Here is a 16,530-nt window from a genome sequence, read left to right on the forward strand (position 1 = left end):
GCCGATGATGAAACGCACAACGCCGTTCATCACAAACATTACCCCCAAAGACACGATCAGAAAGATCACGGGGGCCGCTTTTTGTTTTCGGTAGAACTTATAGATTGCACGATCCGTCAACAGAACCAGCGCCACGGTGCCCATTATTCCAAAGGGCAGGGCAAGCAGAGCGGTTGGCAGCGGCCCAAGGCTGATGCCCCAGGACTGAAACAGCCAGGTCACCAGGATCGTACACATGGCACCAAATGCCATCGTGTCACCATGGGCGAAGTTTGAGAAACGTAAAATGCCGTAGATCAGGGTGACACCAAGTGCGCCCAAGGCAAGCTGGCTGCCATAGGCGATGGCCGGCACAAGTACAAAGTTAGCAAGCGCGATAAACGCGTTCAGTAGGTCCATCAGTTTGTCTCACAGTCTGGATGCGAAAAGGGGGGGCACCGGATATCTGACGGGTCCTGATCGGAACGTGTCAGACTGTGACTGCGAGATGCAGGAATATGAACGCGTTTTGTTCTCATTTATCCCTCAATCGGATCGCCACAGGTACCGTGATCGTTGCCCATATGCGGACCTCTGATCGAAAGGTCGTAAGCATGGGTATCAAAATGCACAACAAAAGTCATAACGTTCTGTCCTTCGATATGCATAAATGTGAGTGAATTCACCCCGGGAAAGATCGTGGCAGCGCCAGAGACGTTGGTTGTTTCAATCTTACCCTGAAATGAAGCCCCGATGCGTGTCAGAACGACATTTGAGCCGTCAAGATCTGAGGCGCAGGTGATTATAGTGTCGCTGCCACTTGGGGCAAAAGGGTTGGCTTGTACAGAAACAGGCAGAGCGCAGAGCAGCGGGATCAAAAGAAGATTTTTCATAGATTTATCCAGTCAGGCAGCAGAAAGCAGTACGCGTATTTCGTGGCTGCAGTTTTCATTGTTTCAGAGTGGCCGTGCACGGAAACCAGTGACTATTGACGGAAGGAAACTCTGAAACGGTCGATATTGCGAAAATGTGGCACAAATATTGTGGTGCTATGGTGTGAAGATGGCCGTATATATTTTCGGTCAGATCCCATGTGTTTTCGCCTTGCCTGATCTAATCTCCTTCTTATGCGGGCGCTGTTGCGCGATTTCTGGTTCTGGATAGCATCAGCCGCCTAGGAAACTTTTCCTGACTTCCGGATCGGCAAGCAAGGCTTGTCCCGTATCCGTGAAACGGTTGCGCCCCTGAACAAGCACATATCCTTTGTCTGCGATCTCAAGCGCTTGGCGGGCATTCTGTTCCACCATCAGGATGGAAATGCCGGTGCGGGCAACCTCGATGATACGATCAAAAAGTTCGTCCATCACAATAGGCGACACGCCAGCGGTGGGCTCGTCCAGCATCAGAACCGTTGGTTTTGTCATCAAAGCGCGTCCGACAGCGACCTGTTGGCGCTGACCTCCGGATAGTTCGCCGGCCGGCTGATTGCGTTTGTCGCCGAGGATTGGGAACAATTCATACACCTGTTCAATCGTGTCGCGAAAATCATCGGTACGAATGAAGGCACCCATTTCAAGGTTTTCTTCAACGGACATCGAGGTGAAGATATTGTGGGTTTGGGGCACAAATCCCATGCCTTTGGCCACACGATCCTGTGGGGAAAGCTTTGTGATGTCTTCACCATCCAGCCGCACAGAACCTTTGTTCAGGTTGAGCATGCCAAAAACGGCTTTCATACCGGTGGATTTACCCGCGCCATTTGGCCCGACGATCACGGCAATTTCGCCCTTGTCGACAGAGATCGTGCAGTCATGCAGAATATCCGGCCCTTTGCCATAACCGCCGGTCATGCCATCGCCGATGAGGAAGGGTTCGCTCATGCCTGGGCCTCTTCTTTTGTCTTATTTTTCAGACCAGTACCAAGATAGGCTTCGATCACCTGTTCGTTGGCCTTGATTTCATCGAGCGTGCCTTGGGCCAGGACTTTGCCCTCTGCCATACAGATCACGGGGTCGCAGATGCGGCCGATGAAATCCATGTCGTGTTCAATCACGACGAATGTATAGTTGCGTTCTTTGTTCAGGCGCAGGATGGCGTCACCAATGGTGTTCAGTAGGGTGCGGTTCACGCCCGCGCCGACTTCATCCAAAAACACGATCTTTGCATCCACCATCATGGTGCGGCCAAGTTCCAGCAGTTTCTTCTGCCCGCCGGAAATCTGACCAGCCTTGTGGTCTGCCAGATGTTCCACAGTCAGGAATTCCAGCACCTCATCGGCTTTGGCGCGCAGGGCGCGTTCTTCATTGGCGATGCGTTTGCGTCCAAACCAGGTGTTCCAGAGGGTTTCGCCCGATTGCGCGCCAGGCACCATCATCAGGTTTTCGCGGCAAGACATGCTTTCGAATTCATGGGCGATCTGGAATGTGCGCAGCAGACCCTTGTGAAACAGTTCATGCGGGGGCAGGCCGGTGATGTCTTCGCCCTGCATCGTGACGCGGCCCGCACTTGGTTTAAGAACGCCAGCGATCACATTGAACAGAGTGGTCTTTCCAGCGCCATTGGGGCCGATCAATCCGGTGATGGATCCCTCGGCAATGCTCAGGCTGGCACCATCAACGGCATAAAATCCGCCAAAATTTTTCTGAAGCCCCTCTACGGTGATCATCCCGTAACCCCTTATTCGTCGTCCGGTTCTTTCCCGGTACAGTCTGTAAAAACAGCCCGGAGAAAACCCCGGGCTGTTTCAGATCTTTATCAGATCAGATTAACGATATTCAACGGTTACGTTTGCGCCGTCCTGAACTTCGATGATCCGGTAGGAACCACCGCTTTCACCGCCACCGATCAGTTCAACCGCGGAACCACCAACATAGTCGATGTCGCCGCCGTTGCGGATGATCTCAAGACCTTTGGCCAACTCGCCAGGATAGATTTTCTCACCTGGGGCATTCGCCATTTCCATGATCTTGCTGCCGTAATCAGCCGCATTGGAAGACCCAGCTGCTTCCATCGCGAACATGAACAACGCAGCTGCGTCGTAAGTTTCGGATGTGAAGGAAGAGGTGCTGTCAAAGCCGCCTGTTTCGCCAATCATCGCCATTTTTTCAGCAGAGTCACCACCAACACCCGCGATCAGACCGAATGAACCATTCAAATCAGGGCCAACGTTTTCAGGAAGACTGTCACCGATCATGCCGCCGGGCAGCGCGAATTGTTCATAAGCACCAGAATCCAAGGATGCATTGATGATGCCCAGACCACCTTGGTCAAGGTAACCTGCAACAACCAAGATGTCGCCGCCCGCTGCTGCTAGCGCGCCGATTTCAGCAGAATAATCTGCTTTGCCGTCTTCATGGGCCGCAGAAATTGTGATCTCACCACCGGCTGCGGTGTAAGCGGCTGCGAAAGAATCCGCGATGCCCTTGCCGTAGTCGTTGTTGGTGTAGGTCAGGGCCGCAGATTTGAAGCCACGTTCCATCATGATGTCGGACAGGATCTGGCCTTCGCGCGCATCAGATGGTGCGGTGCGGAAGAAAAGATCATTGTCTTCAGCTGTGGACAGGGCCGGGGATGTTGCGGAAGGTGAAATCATCACCATGCCATTTGGGATCGCAACGTTCTGCAGAACCGCACCGGTTACGCCGGAACAATCGGCACCGATCAGACCAGAAATGCCATCAGAAGAAATCAGCTTTTCCGCGTTGGATGTGGCCAGACCGTTGTCGATACAACCGGAATCCGCACGCACAGCTTCTACCATGTGGCCGTCCAGGATACCGCCAGCGGCGTTAACTTCTGCCATAGCAGCTTCGCCGCCGCTTGCCATATGTGGGGACAGGGTTTCAATAGGGCCGGTAAAGCCGAACAGAATACCTAGTTTAATTGCGCCGTGGCCGTCAGCATGTGCCGCGCCTGCACCCATAATTGCGGTGGCAGCGGTCGCCATAAGCAGCTTTTTCATGTGTCTCTCCCTATCAGACATTTTTTATTAAGGCAGAGTTTAGCGCATCATAAACAAAAGGAAACCCCGTCCGCCCAATAGCGGCTGTAAATGGGGGCATGATCCGCGAAATAAGGTGTGCAATCTGCTTTATACTTAAAGTAAATGTCTGTTTTTGAATGCATAAAGTCGCAAATCAAAACGGAAGATCTGAAGGTAACTGAAGGGCCGGAACCTGCGAAAATCACGGGCGAAATGATTCTCGCCTGTGATTCGATATCAGGTCAGATGCTCAACCTTACAGCACGACTGCCGCGTTCGCGATATGGCGTCGTATTGTAATGGGATCGGTAGCATTTTGAGAAATGGCTGGGGCTTGCGAAACCGCAGGCAAGGGCCACGTTAATCACGCTCATATCTGTTTGCATCAGCAGATTGCGTGCTTTTTGCAGACGCAGTTCCATATAATAACGCTTGGGCGACCGGTTAAGATAGCGGCGGAACAGGCGTTCCAGCTGTCTGGTGGACATGCCGACGTCTTTCGCCAGAACAGATGGGCTAATCGGTTCTTCGATATTCTGTTCCATCATCTGAATAACAGCGGATAGTTTTGGATGACGGACACCAATACGGGACGGTACAGACAGACGTTGAGTATCCTGATCCGTCCGGATGGAAGAATAAATCAGCTGATCTGCAACCGCATTGGCCAGATCTTCACTGTGATCTGAAGCAATCAGTTTCAGCATCAGATCGATGGAGGAGGTGCCACCGGCAGTGGTATAACGGTTGCCATCCATGACAAAAACGGATTTGGTCAGTTCGACGTCGTCAAATTCTTCGGCAAAACTGTCTTGGTTTTCCCAGTGAATGGTGGCTTTTTTCCCGTCCAGAAGGCCCGCACGGGCCATAACATATCCTGCCGTACAAAGACCGGCAATCACAGGGCCACGACGGGCTTCGCGTCGGACCCAGTTTAGCAATCGTTTTGTCGTTGCAGCCTGAACATCAAGACCACCACATAGGATCAGCCTGTCATCGCGCTGCATTTCGTCCAGATCGCCATCCAAAGTGAACTGGGCACCTGCGGAACAGGACACATGTTCGCCACCTTCGCCAATTAGAACCCAGTCATAAATCGTACGGCTGGCCATACGGTTTGCGATGCGCAACGCTTCGACCGCTGATGAAAAGCTCAGCAGGGAAAAATTTTCAAGCAAAACAAAGACAAAACGCCGGGGCTTTGCGTCAGCATCGACCTCGATAGTCTGTGGAATGTCTGCCATGGGCTCACCTCTTGTTAACCAGAAAACCGAAACAGGAAACTGCGCCGGGATCAAGACGTTTCGGCTCTCTCCAGTAAGGATTATGCCAAATTCGCCCTCTGCCTGCAAATTCAGCGGTTGGCAAGCCCCCATTTGCCCTTTTATAGAGGAGGTCTTAACAAATCTTGCGGGAGCAAAAATAATGACACGGCAATGGCAAAAATCTGACTGGCGCAACAAGCCCCGGATTCAGATGCCGGATTATCCGGATCAGGGGGCACTTAACGCTGTAGAACAACAGCTTGGGGTCTATCCGCCGTTGGTTTTTGCCGGTGAGGCCCGCAAACTGAAAGCGGCTTTGGCCGATGTTTCACGTGGCGATGCCTTCCTGCTGCAGGGCGGTGACTGTGCGGAAAGCTTTGCGGAGTTTTCTGCAGACATGATCCGTGACACATTCAAAGTGATGTTGCAGATGGCGATGGTTCTGACCTGGGGTGCAAAAGTGCCTGTGGTCAAAGTAGGCCGTCTTGCGGGACAGTTCGCGAAACCACGTTCTGCGCCAATGGAAACTGTGGATGGCGTTGAACTGCCGTCTTTCCGTGGCGATATCGTTAATGAGCTGGATTTCACACCGGCGGCACGTATTCCGAACCCGTCAAAGATGCTGCAGGCTTACACGCAATCTGCTGCAACGCTGAACCTTGTACGGGCCTTCAGCCAGGGTGGCTATGCGGATGTGCATCAGGTGCATTCTTGGACGCAAAGCTTTGTGCAGGGCGAAAATGCAGCGCGCTACCGTGATATGGCGGATCGCATCCAAGACACGCTTGATTTCATGAAAGCCGCAGGTGTGGACAGCGAACGTGCACATACGCTGCAGACCGTTGATTTCTATACATCCCACGAAGCGCTGCTTTTGGAATATGAGGAAGCGTTGTGCCGGATTGATTCGACCTCTGGCAAACCTGTTGCGGGTTCTGGCCACCTGATCTGGATCGGTGATCGCACCCGTCAGCCTGATGGTGCCCATGTCGAATTCTGTCGCGGTGTGCAAAACCCGATTGGTCTGAAATGTGGCCCGACGATGGATGTGGATGATCTGAAAATTCTGATGAACAAACTGAACCCTGAAAACGAAGCCGGTCGTCTGACATTGATCGCGCGCTTTGGTGCCGGTTCTGTTGGTGATCACCTGCCGCGTCTTGTGAAAGCCGTGCAGGAAGAGGGCGCAAATGTGGTCTGGTCCTGTGATCCGATGCATGGCAACACTATCAAATCGGCGTCTGGCTTTAAGACCCGTCCGTTTGAAAGCGTGATGCGCGAAGTTCAGGAATTCTTCAACATCCACAAAGCCGAAGGAACCGTTCCTGGCGGCGTGCACTTTGAGATGACCGGCAAAGACGTGACCGAATGCACTGGCGGTGTACGCGCTGTGACCGATGAAGATCTGTCCAGCCGCTATCACACGGCCTGTGATCCACGTTTGAATGCGTCTCAGTCTCTGGAGCTTGCCTTTTTGATTGCAGAAGAGTTGTCAGCAAACCGCAAGGCGCTACAGCTGGCTGTATAAGGCTGATCCAAAACAAAAAAAAGCCGCAACTCCTGCCCTGGGGTTGCGGCTTTTTGCACCTTAGAATACTGCCCGTTTCAGGTGCCTGCTCGTAACTTTATTCAGCGTTCCGTTTTATCGTCACTTTTGACCAGGCGCAGATGTGCCACGCCAGGTATGCCGGTAAAGGGTTGTTTATTCTCGGCAAATCCTTTCTCTGGGATGGGTGATACGGGTGTTTTGGGCGTTGGAAGTTCATATGATGGCGTGCCTGTAGCCGGCTGCGGGGCCGGACGTTGTTTTACCACTGGCGTGTTTGGTAACACTTGTGTGCGAACACTGTCTTTCAGTTCAAAACGTCGTGGGGTACGGCCTGTTTTTCCATCGGTTACAAGGCATCCCAGAATGCGGGACACATCGCCAAGATCACTTTTCAACGGAAGCAACAACATCCGGCCTTCCAGTGTGGGTTTGCCAAATCCGGATTCCCCAATCAGGTGCAATTCGGTTTTCTCAGGCCCCTGAAATACGTCTTCCAGCAGGGCTGAAACGGGCTTGCGGCTGTCGGGCACAAAGAAAGATGTCAGAGGCATGCCACGTACCTCCATCCCGATCAGATCAACCAGATGCATGCCAGCAAGGCGAAAACGGGCAAGGCCAGGGGCAACACGTTCCAGAATAAACGCATATTCTAGGGTGTTTTCAATGCCTCGGGGATCAACATCCGTACGCAGGGGCACCGTGCGACCATGGCGCAGACCTTCCCAGTAGGCCTCCATATGTTTCAGTGCAGACCAGGTCATCTGGCCGCGATAGTTTGAAAGGGAGATAATGTCATCATACCCGCTGTTCTTCTTTTTCATTGGCCCGTCTCGCTTGTCCGTCGGGCCCATTGTGAACCCGGAAACATTGTCTACAGGGTGATGTTCTGTTAACCCTGCCACCAGAATGGTTACTGGTAAGTTAACATCGCATAGTTTTGCTCAAATTGGTGGGAAACCTTCAGAAATGGTTAACCAGATGATGAACTCAATGACAGGTTTTGCGTCGGGACAGGGCGCGCAGGATGGTTTCAGTTGGACCTGGGAATTACGATCCGTGAACGCGCGGGGACTTGATCTGCGCCTTAGAGTGCCGGATTGGCTACCAGATATCGAACGTGTGCTGAAATCTAAGCTGAACTCAGTGCTGTCGCGGGGATCTGTTACCTTAAACCTACGCCTGATGCGCGACGAAGCGGCGTCTGCAGTTCAGATCAACACGGATGCGCTTGCCACTGTTCTGTCAAATCTGGCCGTTGTGGAAGCTCAGGCCCGTTCAGCCGGTGTTACGTTGGCAGCGCCGACCTCGGTTGATTTGATGGCCATGCGCGGCATTCTTGATACAGCGCCTGAGGTCACGGATACCGAAGGTCTGACTGCAATGCTATTGTCCGATTTTCAGGGCGTTCTTGATGACTTTCTGCGCATGCGGGCCACAGAGGGACTATCGCTTGCGGACATTATCACCACACAGCTGGATCAGATCGAAGATCTTTCCGTCAGGGCGAATGACTTAGCTAAGGCGCGTTTTCCAAAGATGGAACAGACCCTGCGTGAAAACTTGTCGCGGGTATTAGATAACAGCGAAGCAATGGATGAAACCCGCATCGCCCAAGAGTTGGCGTTGCTTGCGGTGCGTGCTGATGTGACTGAGGAAACAGATCGTCTTCTGACACATGTCAAAGCTGCACGCGATTTATTGGGCCAAACCGGGCCATGCGGGCGTAAATTTGACTTCCTGATGCAGGAATTTAACCGCGAGGCCAATACGCTCTGTTCAAAAAGCCAAGATAAAGAGCTGACGGCAACGGGTCTTGACCTGAAGGCTGTGATTGATCAGATGCGTGAACAAATTCAGAATGTGGAGTAGACAATGAACACCAACCAGCGCCGGGGTCTTTTGATGATCCTGTCTTCGCCTTCGGGGGCCGGAAAATCGACATTGTCCAAACGCTTGCGCGCCTGGGATCCGACTATTCGCTTCTCTGTATCCGCCACGACACGTGCGCCCCGTGTGGGGGAAGTTGATGGGCAGGATTACCATTTCATGACCGAAGCAGATTTCAAACGGGATGTAACTGATGGCATGATGCTGGAACACGCGCATGTTTTTGGTAACTTTTATGGTTCCCCCCGGGGCCCGGTTCTTGAGGCCGTAGAAGCCGGGCAGGATGTTTTGTTTGATGTGGATTGGCAGGGCGAACAGCAGATCCGCAATACAGATCTTGGCAAACACGCATTGTCGATTTTTCTACTGCCACCTTCTATTGCAGAATTGCGGGCCCGTCTCGAAGGACGTGGTCAGGACAGCGAAGAAATCATCGACAAACGTATGCGCAAAAGCTGGGATGAAATCAGCCGTTGGTCTAACTATGATTACGTGTTGGTAAATGATGATTTGGATGCCACGGAACAACGACTTTTGACCATCGTTGCGTCTGAACGTCTGCGCCGTGAACAGCAACCGGGGGTGGTTGAACATATCCGTGGTCTGCAAGCTGAGTTCGAGGAAATGTCATGACATTATATGCCCTTGATGGAGTAGAGCCCGAGGTTTCCGATGATGTGTTTGTCGCGGATGATGCCAATGTCATAGGCAAAATTCGCCTGCGTGTCGGATCATCTGTCTGGTTTGGGGCGACATTGAGGGGCGATAACGAACTGATTGATTTGGGGGAAGGATCCAACATTCAGGAAAGCAGTGTTCTGCATACGGATATCGGTTTTCCTCTGGTGATTGGTGCGGGTTGTACCATTGGTCACAAAGCGATGTTGCATGGTTGCGTGATTGGAGAGAACAGCCTGATCGGGATGGGTGCTACGGTATTGAACGGTGCAAAGATTGGCAAAAACTGCCTGATCGGGGCAGGGGCGCTGATCACCGAAGGAAAAGAGATCCCGGATGGGTCTCTGGTCGTTGGGTCACCAGGTAAGGTTGTGCGACAATTATCAGATGAGGCTGTTGAAGGCCTGAAAGCATCCGCCCTAGGCTATCAGAAAAATGCACAGCGCTTTCTGAAGGGGCTGACAGTTTTGGACCACTGATAGAATGGCTCCGGTGTGACTTCATCAGAGCTTTCTTTATGCGGAAGTGGTAAACGATTTTCAGACCAAACGCAGTTCTGGCGTGTGATTAAGTTCTATCAATTCACAATCCACATCCGGAGCCAGATGAGCCAACTCATTTCGGATCATGGCCTGATCGGGCAGTTTGGGTGCAAGGACGCGATAGGCACCTTTAAAACGAAATGTCTGTAGGCGCGCAGCAATATCTAGGGCATCAAATCCCCGCGATGTTAAGGGGGAGAGAACCATACCCGGACGGTGAATCAACAGAGTTTCGGCCGAAAACATATTGTAATCAATAAAAACCAGTATGTCGTCCTCAGGAAGGGGGCGACCTTGTTCAAGCCAGGTTTTTACATCACCGATTACTAAGATAACAGTGTTGGTCATTACTTGTCGTAAATCCTTTTTACGCAGGGCCATTCCCCGATACACAAACGACTCACTCACTACTATCTAAATAGGATAAAGCCCGTTTTTTAACCGTCTTGTCAAAAAAAAATGGTTAAGCCGTGCAAATACATCATGAAAAGGTGATGAGATACCTCAAAAGGGGCTGACACAAATAATATACATTCCTGCGCTATAGCTTATCCTGTATGTAATTTTGGCGCGCCCCCTTTAAATGGGGGTTTGAATGTATCGCCTGATTAATACGCAGTGGTTAACGTAGGTTTTTTTACCGTTACCCTTTAAGGTTACGTGGCAAAATGAGTACACATCGATGGATAGCTCAGATCTGAACGCAATTCTGAATGCAGTACCGCTTCCTCTGGTGACGATCACACTGGATGAACGTATTGGGGCAATGAATGCTTCTGCATCAGCGATGCTCGGGGACAATCTGTTGGGGCGCCATTACTTAACCGTTTTGCGTCAACCGGCTTTGTTGGCCGCGATTGAACATGTGTTTTCTGAACGTAAAAAATCCGAAACTCGCTACGTCGGTCGGGACGGAGAGCAGGAAGTCTGTTGGGAAATTTTATGCGGCCCACTGACCGAGAACGGCATTTTTTCCGGTGTGTTGGTCAGCTATACCGATGTCAGTGCTTTACAGACGGCTAATCAAATGCGACGCGACTTTGTTGCAAATGTCAGCCATGAATTGCGCACGCCTTTGACGGCTTTGTCTGGCTTTATTGAAACCCTACGCGGGGCTGCTAAGGATGATCCTTCTGCAAGGGATCGGTTTCTGGGCATCATGGAAAACGAAGCCAGTCGCATGAATCGTCTTGTGGGAGATCTTTTGTCCCTGTCAAAAGTCGAGGGTGATGAACGCATGCGCCCGACTGATCGTGTGGATATTGCCTCGGTACTTCGGTCTGTCGTGCAGGTGTTAAAACCTCTTGCCAAAGATCTGGGATGTAGCCTGACGCTGAACTTACCTGAAAGCTGTGATTTGGTTCTTGGGGACCAGGATCAGTTGCAACAGGTTTTCACCAATCTCATAGAAAATGCGCTGAAATATGGCGGACGGGAAAAATCTGTAACCGTCAGTGCTGAAACTGTGTCGTGGGACAAATCCCTGCGTGATGCAGGCGTGAAAATACGTGTTCAGGATCGCGGTGAAGGAATTGCTGCGGAACACATCCCACGTTTGACGGAACGCTTTTATCGGATCGATGGGCATAGATCGCGCGAAATGGGCGGGACAGGGTTGGGTCTTGCGATCGTCAAACATATCATCAGCCGTCACCGTGGGCATATGCGTATCACAAGTACCATTGGCGAAGGCAGCTGCTTTACAGTGACTTTGCGCCGACAAGATGCAGATCCGGTGTCTGACATTTCGGATTAAGCCGTACACTCAGGTTAATTTACTGTGGCAATGTGAGGGACGTGAAGCATTTCCGCTGCATTTATGCGATTCTTCCTGTGTCATAGATTTCGAAAACCCTGAAAATGTGACGAAATCCCTAAAATTTCATTCATTCAAACCTGCTGATTTTTATAGATTTTCCGCACCAAACAGGTCGCGTCATAAAACTGTTACGAAATCTACACAAAAGCATAGTCAGACGGAGCTATTCGATTGTTCGAGTTCCCGGAAGGGATCCATTCATGTCATTCAGGAGTAAACCAATATGACATTCATGAAATTGACCGCATCTGCTGCAGCGATCATTGCAGTGTCCGCCACCGCTTCTTTTGCTCGTGAGCAAATTCAGGTTGCTGGTTCTTCTACCGTTCTGCCGTATGCCGCTATTGTGGCCGAAGCATTTGGCGAAAACTTTGATTTCCCGACACCGGTTGTGGAATCAGGCGGTTCTTCAGCAGGCCTGAAACGGTTCTGTGAAGGTGTCGGCGAAGGCACCATCGATATTGCAAACGCATCACGTGCGATGAAAGACAGCGAACGTACAGAATGTATTTTCAATGGCGTCGAAGAAATCGTCGAAGTTCGCATCGGTTATGACGGCATTGTTTTTGCCTCTGACATCAATGGCAATAGCTTTGAATTCCAGCCGCGTGACTGGTACCTTGGCCTGTCTGCACAGATCGTTGTGGATGGTGCGCTGGTTGATAACCCATACACCATGTGGAATGAAGTAAACCCGGATCTTCCGGCACAGGAAATTCAGGCGTTTATCCCGGGCACCAAGCACGGAACGCGTGAAGTGTTCGAAGATAAAGTGATCCTGGCGGGTTGTGAGACAATCGGTGACTACGACGTGTATCTGGCGGCTGCTGAAGGCGACACAGATAAAGCACGCGGTAAAGCTGCAGAAAAAGCCTGTATTGCACTGCGTACAGATGGCCGTTCTGTTGATATCGACGGTGACTATACTGAAACACTGGCACGTATCGTGTCCACGCCACATGGCATCGGTATTTTTGGCCTCGCGTTCTACGAAAACAACACATCCCTGCTGCAGGTTGCACCAATGGGTGGGATTGTGCCTTCGACAGAAAGCATCGCAACCGGCGAATATCCGGTGTCACGTCCGCTGTATTTCTACATCAAAGCGGCACACATCGATGTGATCCCTGGTCTGAAAGAATACGCTGAATTCTTCGTATCTGACGAAATTGCAGGCCCGGATGGTCCTCTGGCAGAATACGGCCTTGTTTCCGATCCGGAACTTGCTGACACGCAGTCTGCAGTTTCAGCTGCTGGCCAGTAAGCCCAGTCTAGCATCATCATGCTGATCCCCGATTGCGCGGGGATCAGCACCCATTCCCTCAGATACCCGGCTGCTGCTCATGCCTCTCCTCTGGATAATTTTATCGGTTTTTGCCATTGCGACAGTCGGCTTTATTGCTGCGCGCGCACGGGCTCTGGCCTCTGCAGGTGGCGACAGTCGTATCCTGCATTCTCTCCCGAATTACTACGGTGCGAACGCGGCACTTACCGCCTTGGTGCCATCGCTTGCTGTTCTTGCACTCTGGCTGATTGTTCAGCCCCTGCTGGTGGAACGCCAGGCGTCACAACTGATACCTGGCAGCACGATCGAAGAAGGCACCACACGCGGTCTAGTAATGTCCGATGTACGTCGGATTGCTTCTGGTCTGGATATCGCTGTCGGGCAGGGCGCCATGAGTGCCAATGAGGCGAATTCAACTGTCGCCAGCGCCGGCCTGCGTGAACGTCTGGCTGAAGCTGGTGTTGCACTTGGGTCTGATGTACAGCCTCAGGTTCTGCTTGCTGCTCAGAAATATCGTATGTCTGCGAAACGTGGATCGTCTTTCATGACGGGCATTGTATTGCTTTTTGCTTTGATCGGTGCGGTTTACGCTTGGTCGCGTAGCCAGAAAGATTTTCGCGCTCGCAATATTGTTGAAAAAGCTGTGCTGGGCCTTTTGATTGGGGCTGCGTCGATTGCGATCCTGACAACTGTAGGCATCGTCATGTCGATGTTGTTTGAGACTTGGAACTTCTTCGGCCAGTACCAAGCAACAAGCTTCTTCTTTGGCATTAAATGGGCGCCTGATTTCCGAGGAGATTCCGCCCTTGGTATCCTGCCGCTTCTCTGGGGAACCTTGTATATTTCATTGATTGCTTTGCTGGTGGCTGTGCCCGTCGGATTGTTCGCAGCAATCTATATGTCCGAATATGCAGGACCACATTTGCGTGCGGTTGCGAAGCCACTGATCGAAATCCTCGCGGGTATTCCAACCATTGTATATGGCCTGTTTGCGCTACTGACTGTCGGGCCGGCATTGCGGGATTACTTCGCACAACCCCTTGGGTTCAGTGGTGGGGCCGACTCTGTTCTGACTGCCGGGCTTGTGATGGGCATCATGCTGATCCCTTTTGTAAGCTCTTTGTCTGACGATATCATTAACGCGGTTCCGCAATCTCTGCGGGATGGATCATTGGGACTTGGGGCAACTAAATCCGAAACCATCCGTCAGGTGATTGTTCCGGCCGCATTGCCCGGCATCGTTGGCGCAGTTCTTTTGGCAACGTCACGTGCAATCGGGGAAACCATGATTGTTGTGATGGGGGCCGGTGCCGCGGCGGCGCAGCTTGATAAAGGCCTGGCTGAGGCGATTAATCCGCTGGAAGCCATGACCACCGTCACCACCCGTATCGTCAGCCAGTTGACAGGTGATACCGATTTTGCGGCCCCGGAAACACTGGTGGCCTTTGCACTGGGGCTGACGCTGTTTGTCATCACCCTGGGTCTTAACGTGCTTGCGCTTTACATCGTGCGCAAATACCGGGAGCAATACGAATGAGTACCAATACTCAACACTCATCCCTTTATACGGTCACTGACAATGTTCGTCGCCGTAACGCCGCCGAGAAACGCTTTCGTGCCTATGGTCTGACAGCGATTGCAATCGGGGTTCTTGCCCTGATCGTGCTGCTGTCTTCGGTGCTGGGCAACGGATCCGGTGCATTTCAGCAAACTTATGTGACGCTGCAGGTGGAGCTTCCAGCAGATAAGCTGGACAAGCAGGGCAATCGCGACCCGGAGGAAATGAAATCTGTTTCAACCTTTGGCTATAGCCCCCTGATCCGCGCGGCTGTTGTGGCCCGTGCCGATGAATTGGGTTGGGTGATGCCGGAAGGCATGAAGCCCAAGGATATGGGCGCGATTATCTCAAAAGAAGCGGCGGCTCAGTTGCGCAATTTTGTCTTGGCCAACCCGGAAATTGTAGGCACGACAATTGAAATTGAGATGCTCGCCAATGGTCGGATCGATGGGTATATGAAGGGGCGTGTTGATCGTGAATTCGCGCGCCTTGATGGTAACGTTAGTCCGGAACAGCTTGATCTTGCAGATCTTCTGGCAGCAGGTGGTAACCTTGAGAAACGCTTTAACTTTGCTTTTCTCACATCTCCTGATGCCTCAGACCAACGCCCCGAAGCTGCAGGTCTTGGCGTGGCGATCTTGGGGTCAGCCTATATGATGATCGTGGTCTTATGCCTTGCATTGCCCATCGGTGTCGCGGCGTCGATCTACCTTGAGGAATTTGCGCCCACCAACCGCTGGACTGACCTGATTGAGGTGAATATTTCCAACCTTGCAGCGGTGCCTTCCATCGTGTTTGGTATCCTTGGTCTTGCGATCTTCATCAACTTTGGTGGGCTTCCCCAATCAGCACCCATCGTGGGCGGTCTGGTGTTAACCCTGATGACCCTGCCAACAATCATCATCGCAACGCGGGCGTCCTTGAAATCGGTGCCGCCCAGCATTCGGGATGCGGCCCTTGGGGTTGGGGCATCTAAGATGCAATCTGTGTTTCACCATGTCCTGCCTTTGGCAGCCCCAGGTATTCTGACAGGTACGATCATTGGTCTTGCACAGGCCTTGGGCGAAACCGCACCTTTGCTGCTGATCGGCATGGTGGCCTTTGTGAAGGAATATCCAGCAGCCCCGCCAGAGGGGTTCTTTGATCCGGCGTCTGCGCTTCCTGTGCAGGTTTACAACTGGACACAACGTGCAGATGCGGGCTTTGTTGAACGGGCGTCTGGTGCGATTATCGTCCTGCTGATCTTCTTGATAATAATGAATGCCGTCGCGGTCATGTTGCGTCGCCGGTTTGAACGTCGCTGGTAAGGGGCGGGAGCAGATACAATGAATGATATGCGAATTACAGAAGGGGCCACGACAGTGACCGAGAGCAAAATCTCTGCCAATGGTGTTCAGGTCCATTATGGCGACACCCATGCGATTAAAGACGTGAATGTCGAGATCGAAGATAAAACCGTCACGGCGTTTATTGGCCCGTCGGGGTGTGGCAAATCCACCTTCCTGCGGACTTTGAACCGGATGAATGACACGATTGATATCTGCCGGGTCAGCGGTCAGATCTTGCTGGATGGTGAAGACATTTACGATCCAAAGGTTGATCCGGTGCAGTTGCGCGCAAAAGTGGGTATGGTGTTTCAGAAACCCAACCCGTTTCCGAAGTCGATTTATGACAATGTCGCTTATGGTCCGCGCATTCACGGTCTCGCGAAGAACAAAGCGGATCTTGATGATATCGTTGAAAAATCTCTGCGTCGTGGTGCAATTTGGGATGAGGTCAAAGATCGCCTGCACGCCCCGGGCACTGGCCTGTCAGGTGGTCAACAACAACGTCTGTGTATTGCACGCGCTGTGGCCACCGAACCAGAAGTTCTGCTGATGGATGAACCCTGTTCCGCGCTTGATCCGATTGCAACTGCTCAGGTTGAAGAACTGATAGATGAACTGCGCACACGCTTCAGTGTGGTGATAGTGACGCATTCCATGC

Annotated in this window: 17 protein-coding genes; 9 read left to right on the forward strand and 8 right to left on the reverse strand. The window is 51.9% G+C overall.

From position 1 onward, the window contains the following. The 6 genes from ACPGUT_RS13925 to ACPGUT_RS13950 all read right to left on the reverse strand — a co-directional run. The coding region (locus ACPGUT_RS13925; protein WP_423992391.1) for an ABC transporter permease subunit at positions 1–399 on the reverse strand (399 nt) is incomplete at its 3' end. A 119-nt stretch (positions 400–518) separates the two neighbouring features. Further along, the gene (locus ACPGUT_RS13930; protein ID WP_423992392.1) at positions 519–872 is read right to left on the reverse strand and encodes a hypothetical protein; all 354 of its coding nucleotides are present in this window, start codon (positions 870–872) and stop codon (positions 519–521) included. A gap of 273 nt (positions 873–1,145) precedes the next feature. Then, on the reverse strand, positions 1,146–1,859 hold the full coding sequence (locus ACPGUT_RS13935) for an ABC transporter ATP-binding protein (protein WP_423992393.1): 714 nt from the start codon (positions 1,857–1,859) through the stop codon (positions 1,146–1,148). Beyond that, a complete protein-coding gene (locus tag ACPGUT_RS13940; RefSeq protein WP_423992394.1) occupies positions 1,856–2,644 on the reverse strand; it encodes an ABC transporter ATP-binding protein in 789 nt (262 codons plus the stop codon). Before ACPGUT_RS13940 ends, ACPGUT_RS13935 begins: the two co-directional genes overlap by 4 nt. Positions 2,645–2,743: 99 nt before the next feature. Then, positions 2,744–3,940 carry an ABC transporter substrate-binding protein gene (locus tag ACPGUT_RS13945; RefSeq protein WP_423992395.1) on the reverse strand — a complete coding sequence of 399 codons (1,197 nt, stop codon included), beginning with the start codon at positions 3,938–3,940 and terminating at the stop codon, positions 2,744–2,746. Between the two features lie 263 nt (positions 3,941–4,203). After that, entirely contained in the window at positions 4,204–5,205 is a 1,002-nt protein-coding gene (locus ACPGUT_RS13950; protein ID WP_423992396.1) for a GlxA family transcriptional regulator, read from the reverse strand. Between the two features lie 181 nt (positions 5,206–5,386). Between ACPGUT_RS13950 and ACPGUT_RS13955 the strand changes: the two genes are divergently transcribed. Next, the gene (locus ACPGUT_RS13955; RefSeq protein WP_423992397.1) at positions 5,387–6,754 is read left to right on the forward strand and encodes a class II 3-deoxy-7-phosphoheptulonate synthase; all 1,368 of its coding nucleotides are present in this window, start codon (positions 5,387–5,389) and stop codon (positions 6,752–6,754) included. A gap of 101 nt (positions 6,755–6,855) precedes the next feature. On the opposite strand, the gene ACPGUT_RS13960 is transcribed toward ACPGUT_RS13955, so the two are convergent. After that, positions 6,856–7,596, reverse strand: coding sequence for a PAS domain-containing protein (locus ACPGUT_RS13960; protein WP_423992398.1), 741 nt, complete (start codon positions 7,594–7,596; stop codon positions 6,856–6,858). A 169-nt stretch (positions 7,597–7,765) separates the two neighbouring features. Here ACPGUT_RS13960 and ACPGUT_RS13965 point away from each other — a divergent pair, with 169 nt between their 5' ends. Genes ACPGUT_RS13965 through ACPGUT_RS13975 form a run of 3 tightly spaced genes read left to right on the forward strand, consistent with a single transcriptional unit; the run spans position 7,766 to position 9,819 of the window. Further along, positions 7,766–8,644 (forward strand): YicC/YloC family endoribonuclease, encoded by an 879-nt coding sequence (locus tag ACPGUT_RS13965; protein WP_423992399.1) that lies wholly within the window; start codon positions 7,766–7,768, stop codon positions 8,642–8,644. Between the two features lie 3 nt (positions 8,645–8,647). Next, entirely contained in the window at positions 8,648–9,295 is a 648-nt protein-coding gene (gene gmk / locus ACPGUT_RS13970) for a guanylate kinase (RefSeq protein WP_423992400.1), read from the forward strand. Continuing rightward, positions 9,292–9,819 (forward strand): gamma carbonic anhydrase family protein, encoded by a 528-nt coding sequence (locus tag ACPGUT_RS13975; RefSeq protein WP_423992401.1) that lies wholly within the window; start codon positions 9,292–9,294, stop codon positions 9,817–9,819. Before gmk ends, ACPGUT_RS13975 begins: the two co-directional genes overlap by 4 nt. Positions 9,820–9,879: 60 nt before the next feature. Here ACPGUT_RS13975 and ACPGUT_RS13980 read toward each other — a convergent pair whose 3' ends face one another. After that, positions 9,880–10,263 carry a hypothetical protein gene (locus ACPGUT_RS13980; RefSeq protein ID WP_423992402.1) on the reverse strand — a complete coding sequence of 128 codons (384 nt, stop codon included), beginning with the start codon at positions 10,261–10,263 and terminating at the stop codon, positions 9,880–9,882. Between the two features lie 301 nt (positions 10,264–10,564). Here ACPGUT_RS13980 and ACPGUT_RS13985 point away from each other — a divergent pair, with 301 nt between their 5' ends. From ACPGUT_RS13985 to ACPGUT_RS14005, 5 genes are all read left to right on the forward strand, one after another. Then, the gene (locus ACPGUT_RS13985) at positions 10,565–11,638 is read left to right on the forward strand and encodes an ATP-binding protein (protein WP_423992403.1); all 1,074 of its coding nucleotides are present in this window, start codon (positions 10,565–10,567) and stop codon (positions 11,636–11,638) included. A gap of 286 nt (positions 11,639–11,924) precedes the next feature. Continuing rightward, positions 11,925–12,965, forward strand: coding sequence for a substrate-binding domain-containing protein (locus ACPGUT_RS13990; RefSeq protein ID WP_423992404.1), 1,041 nt, complete (start codon positions 11,925–11,927; stop codon positions 12,963–12,965). 79 nt (positions 12,966–13,044) lie between these two features. Further along, positions 13,045–14,523: a phosphate ABC transporter permease subunit PstC gene (gene pstC / locus ACPGUT_RS13995; RefSeq protein WP_423992405.1), complete on the forward strand. Its 1,479-nt coding sequence runs from the start codon at positions 13,045–13,047 to the stop codon at positions 14,521–14,523. After that, positions 14,520–15,851, forward strand: coding sequence for a phosphate ABC transporter permease PstA (gene pstA, locus ACPGUT_RS14000; RefSeq protein WP_423992406.1), 1,332 nt, complete (start codon positions 14,520–14,522; stop codon positions 15,849–15,851). The genes pstC and pstA overlap by 4 nt, the downstream gene beginning before the upstream one ends. An 18-nt stretch (positions 15,852–15,869) precedes the next feature. Next, positions 15,870–16,530, forward strand: a 661-nt coding sequence (locus ACPGUT_RS14005; protein WP_423992407.1) for a phosphate ABC transporter ATP-binding protein, incomplete at its 3' end; no start/stop codon positions are given.

The sequence above is a fragment of the Halocynthiibacter sp. genome, from assembly GCF_049608145.1.
Classification (GTDB): domain Bacteria; phylum Pseudomonadota; class Alphaproteobacteria; order Rhodobacterales; family Rhodobacteraceae; genus Halocynthiibacter.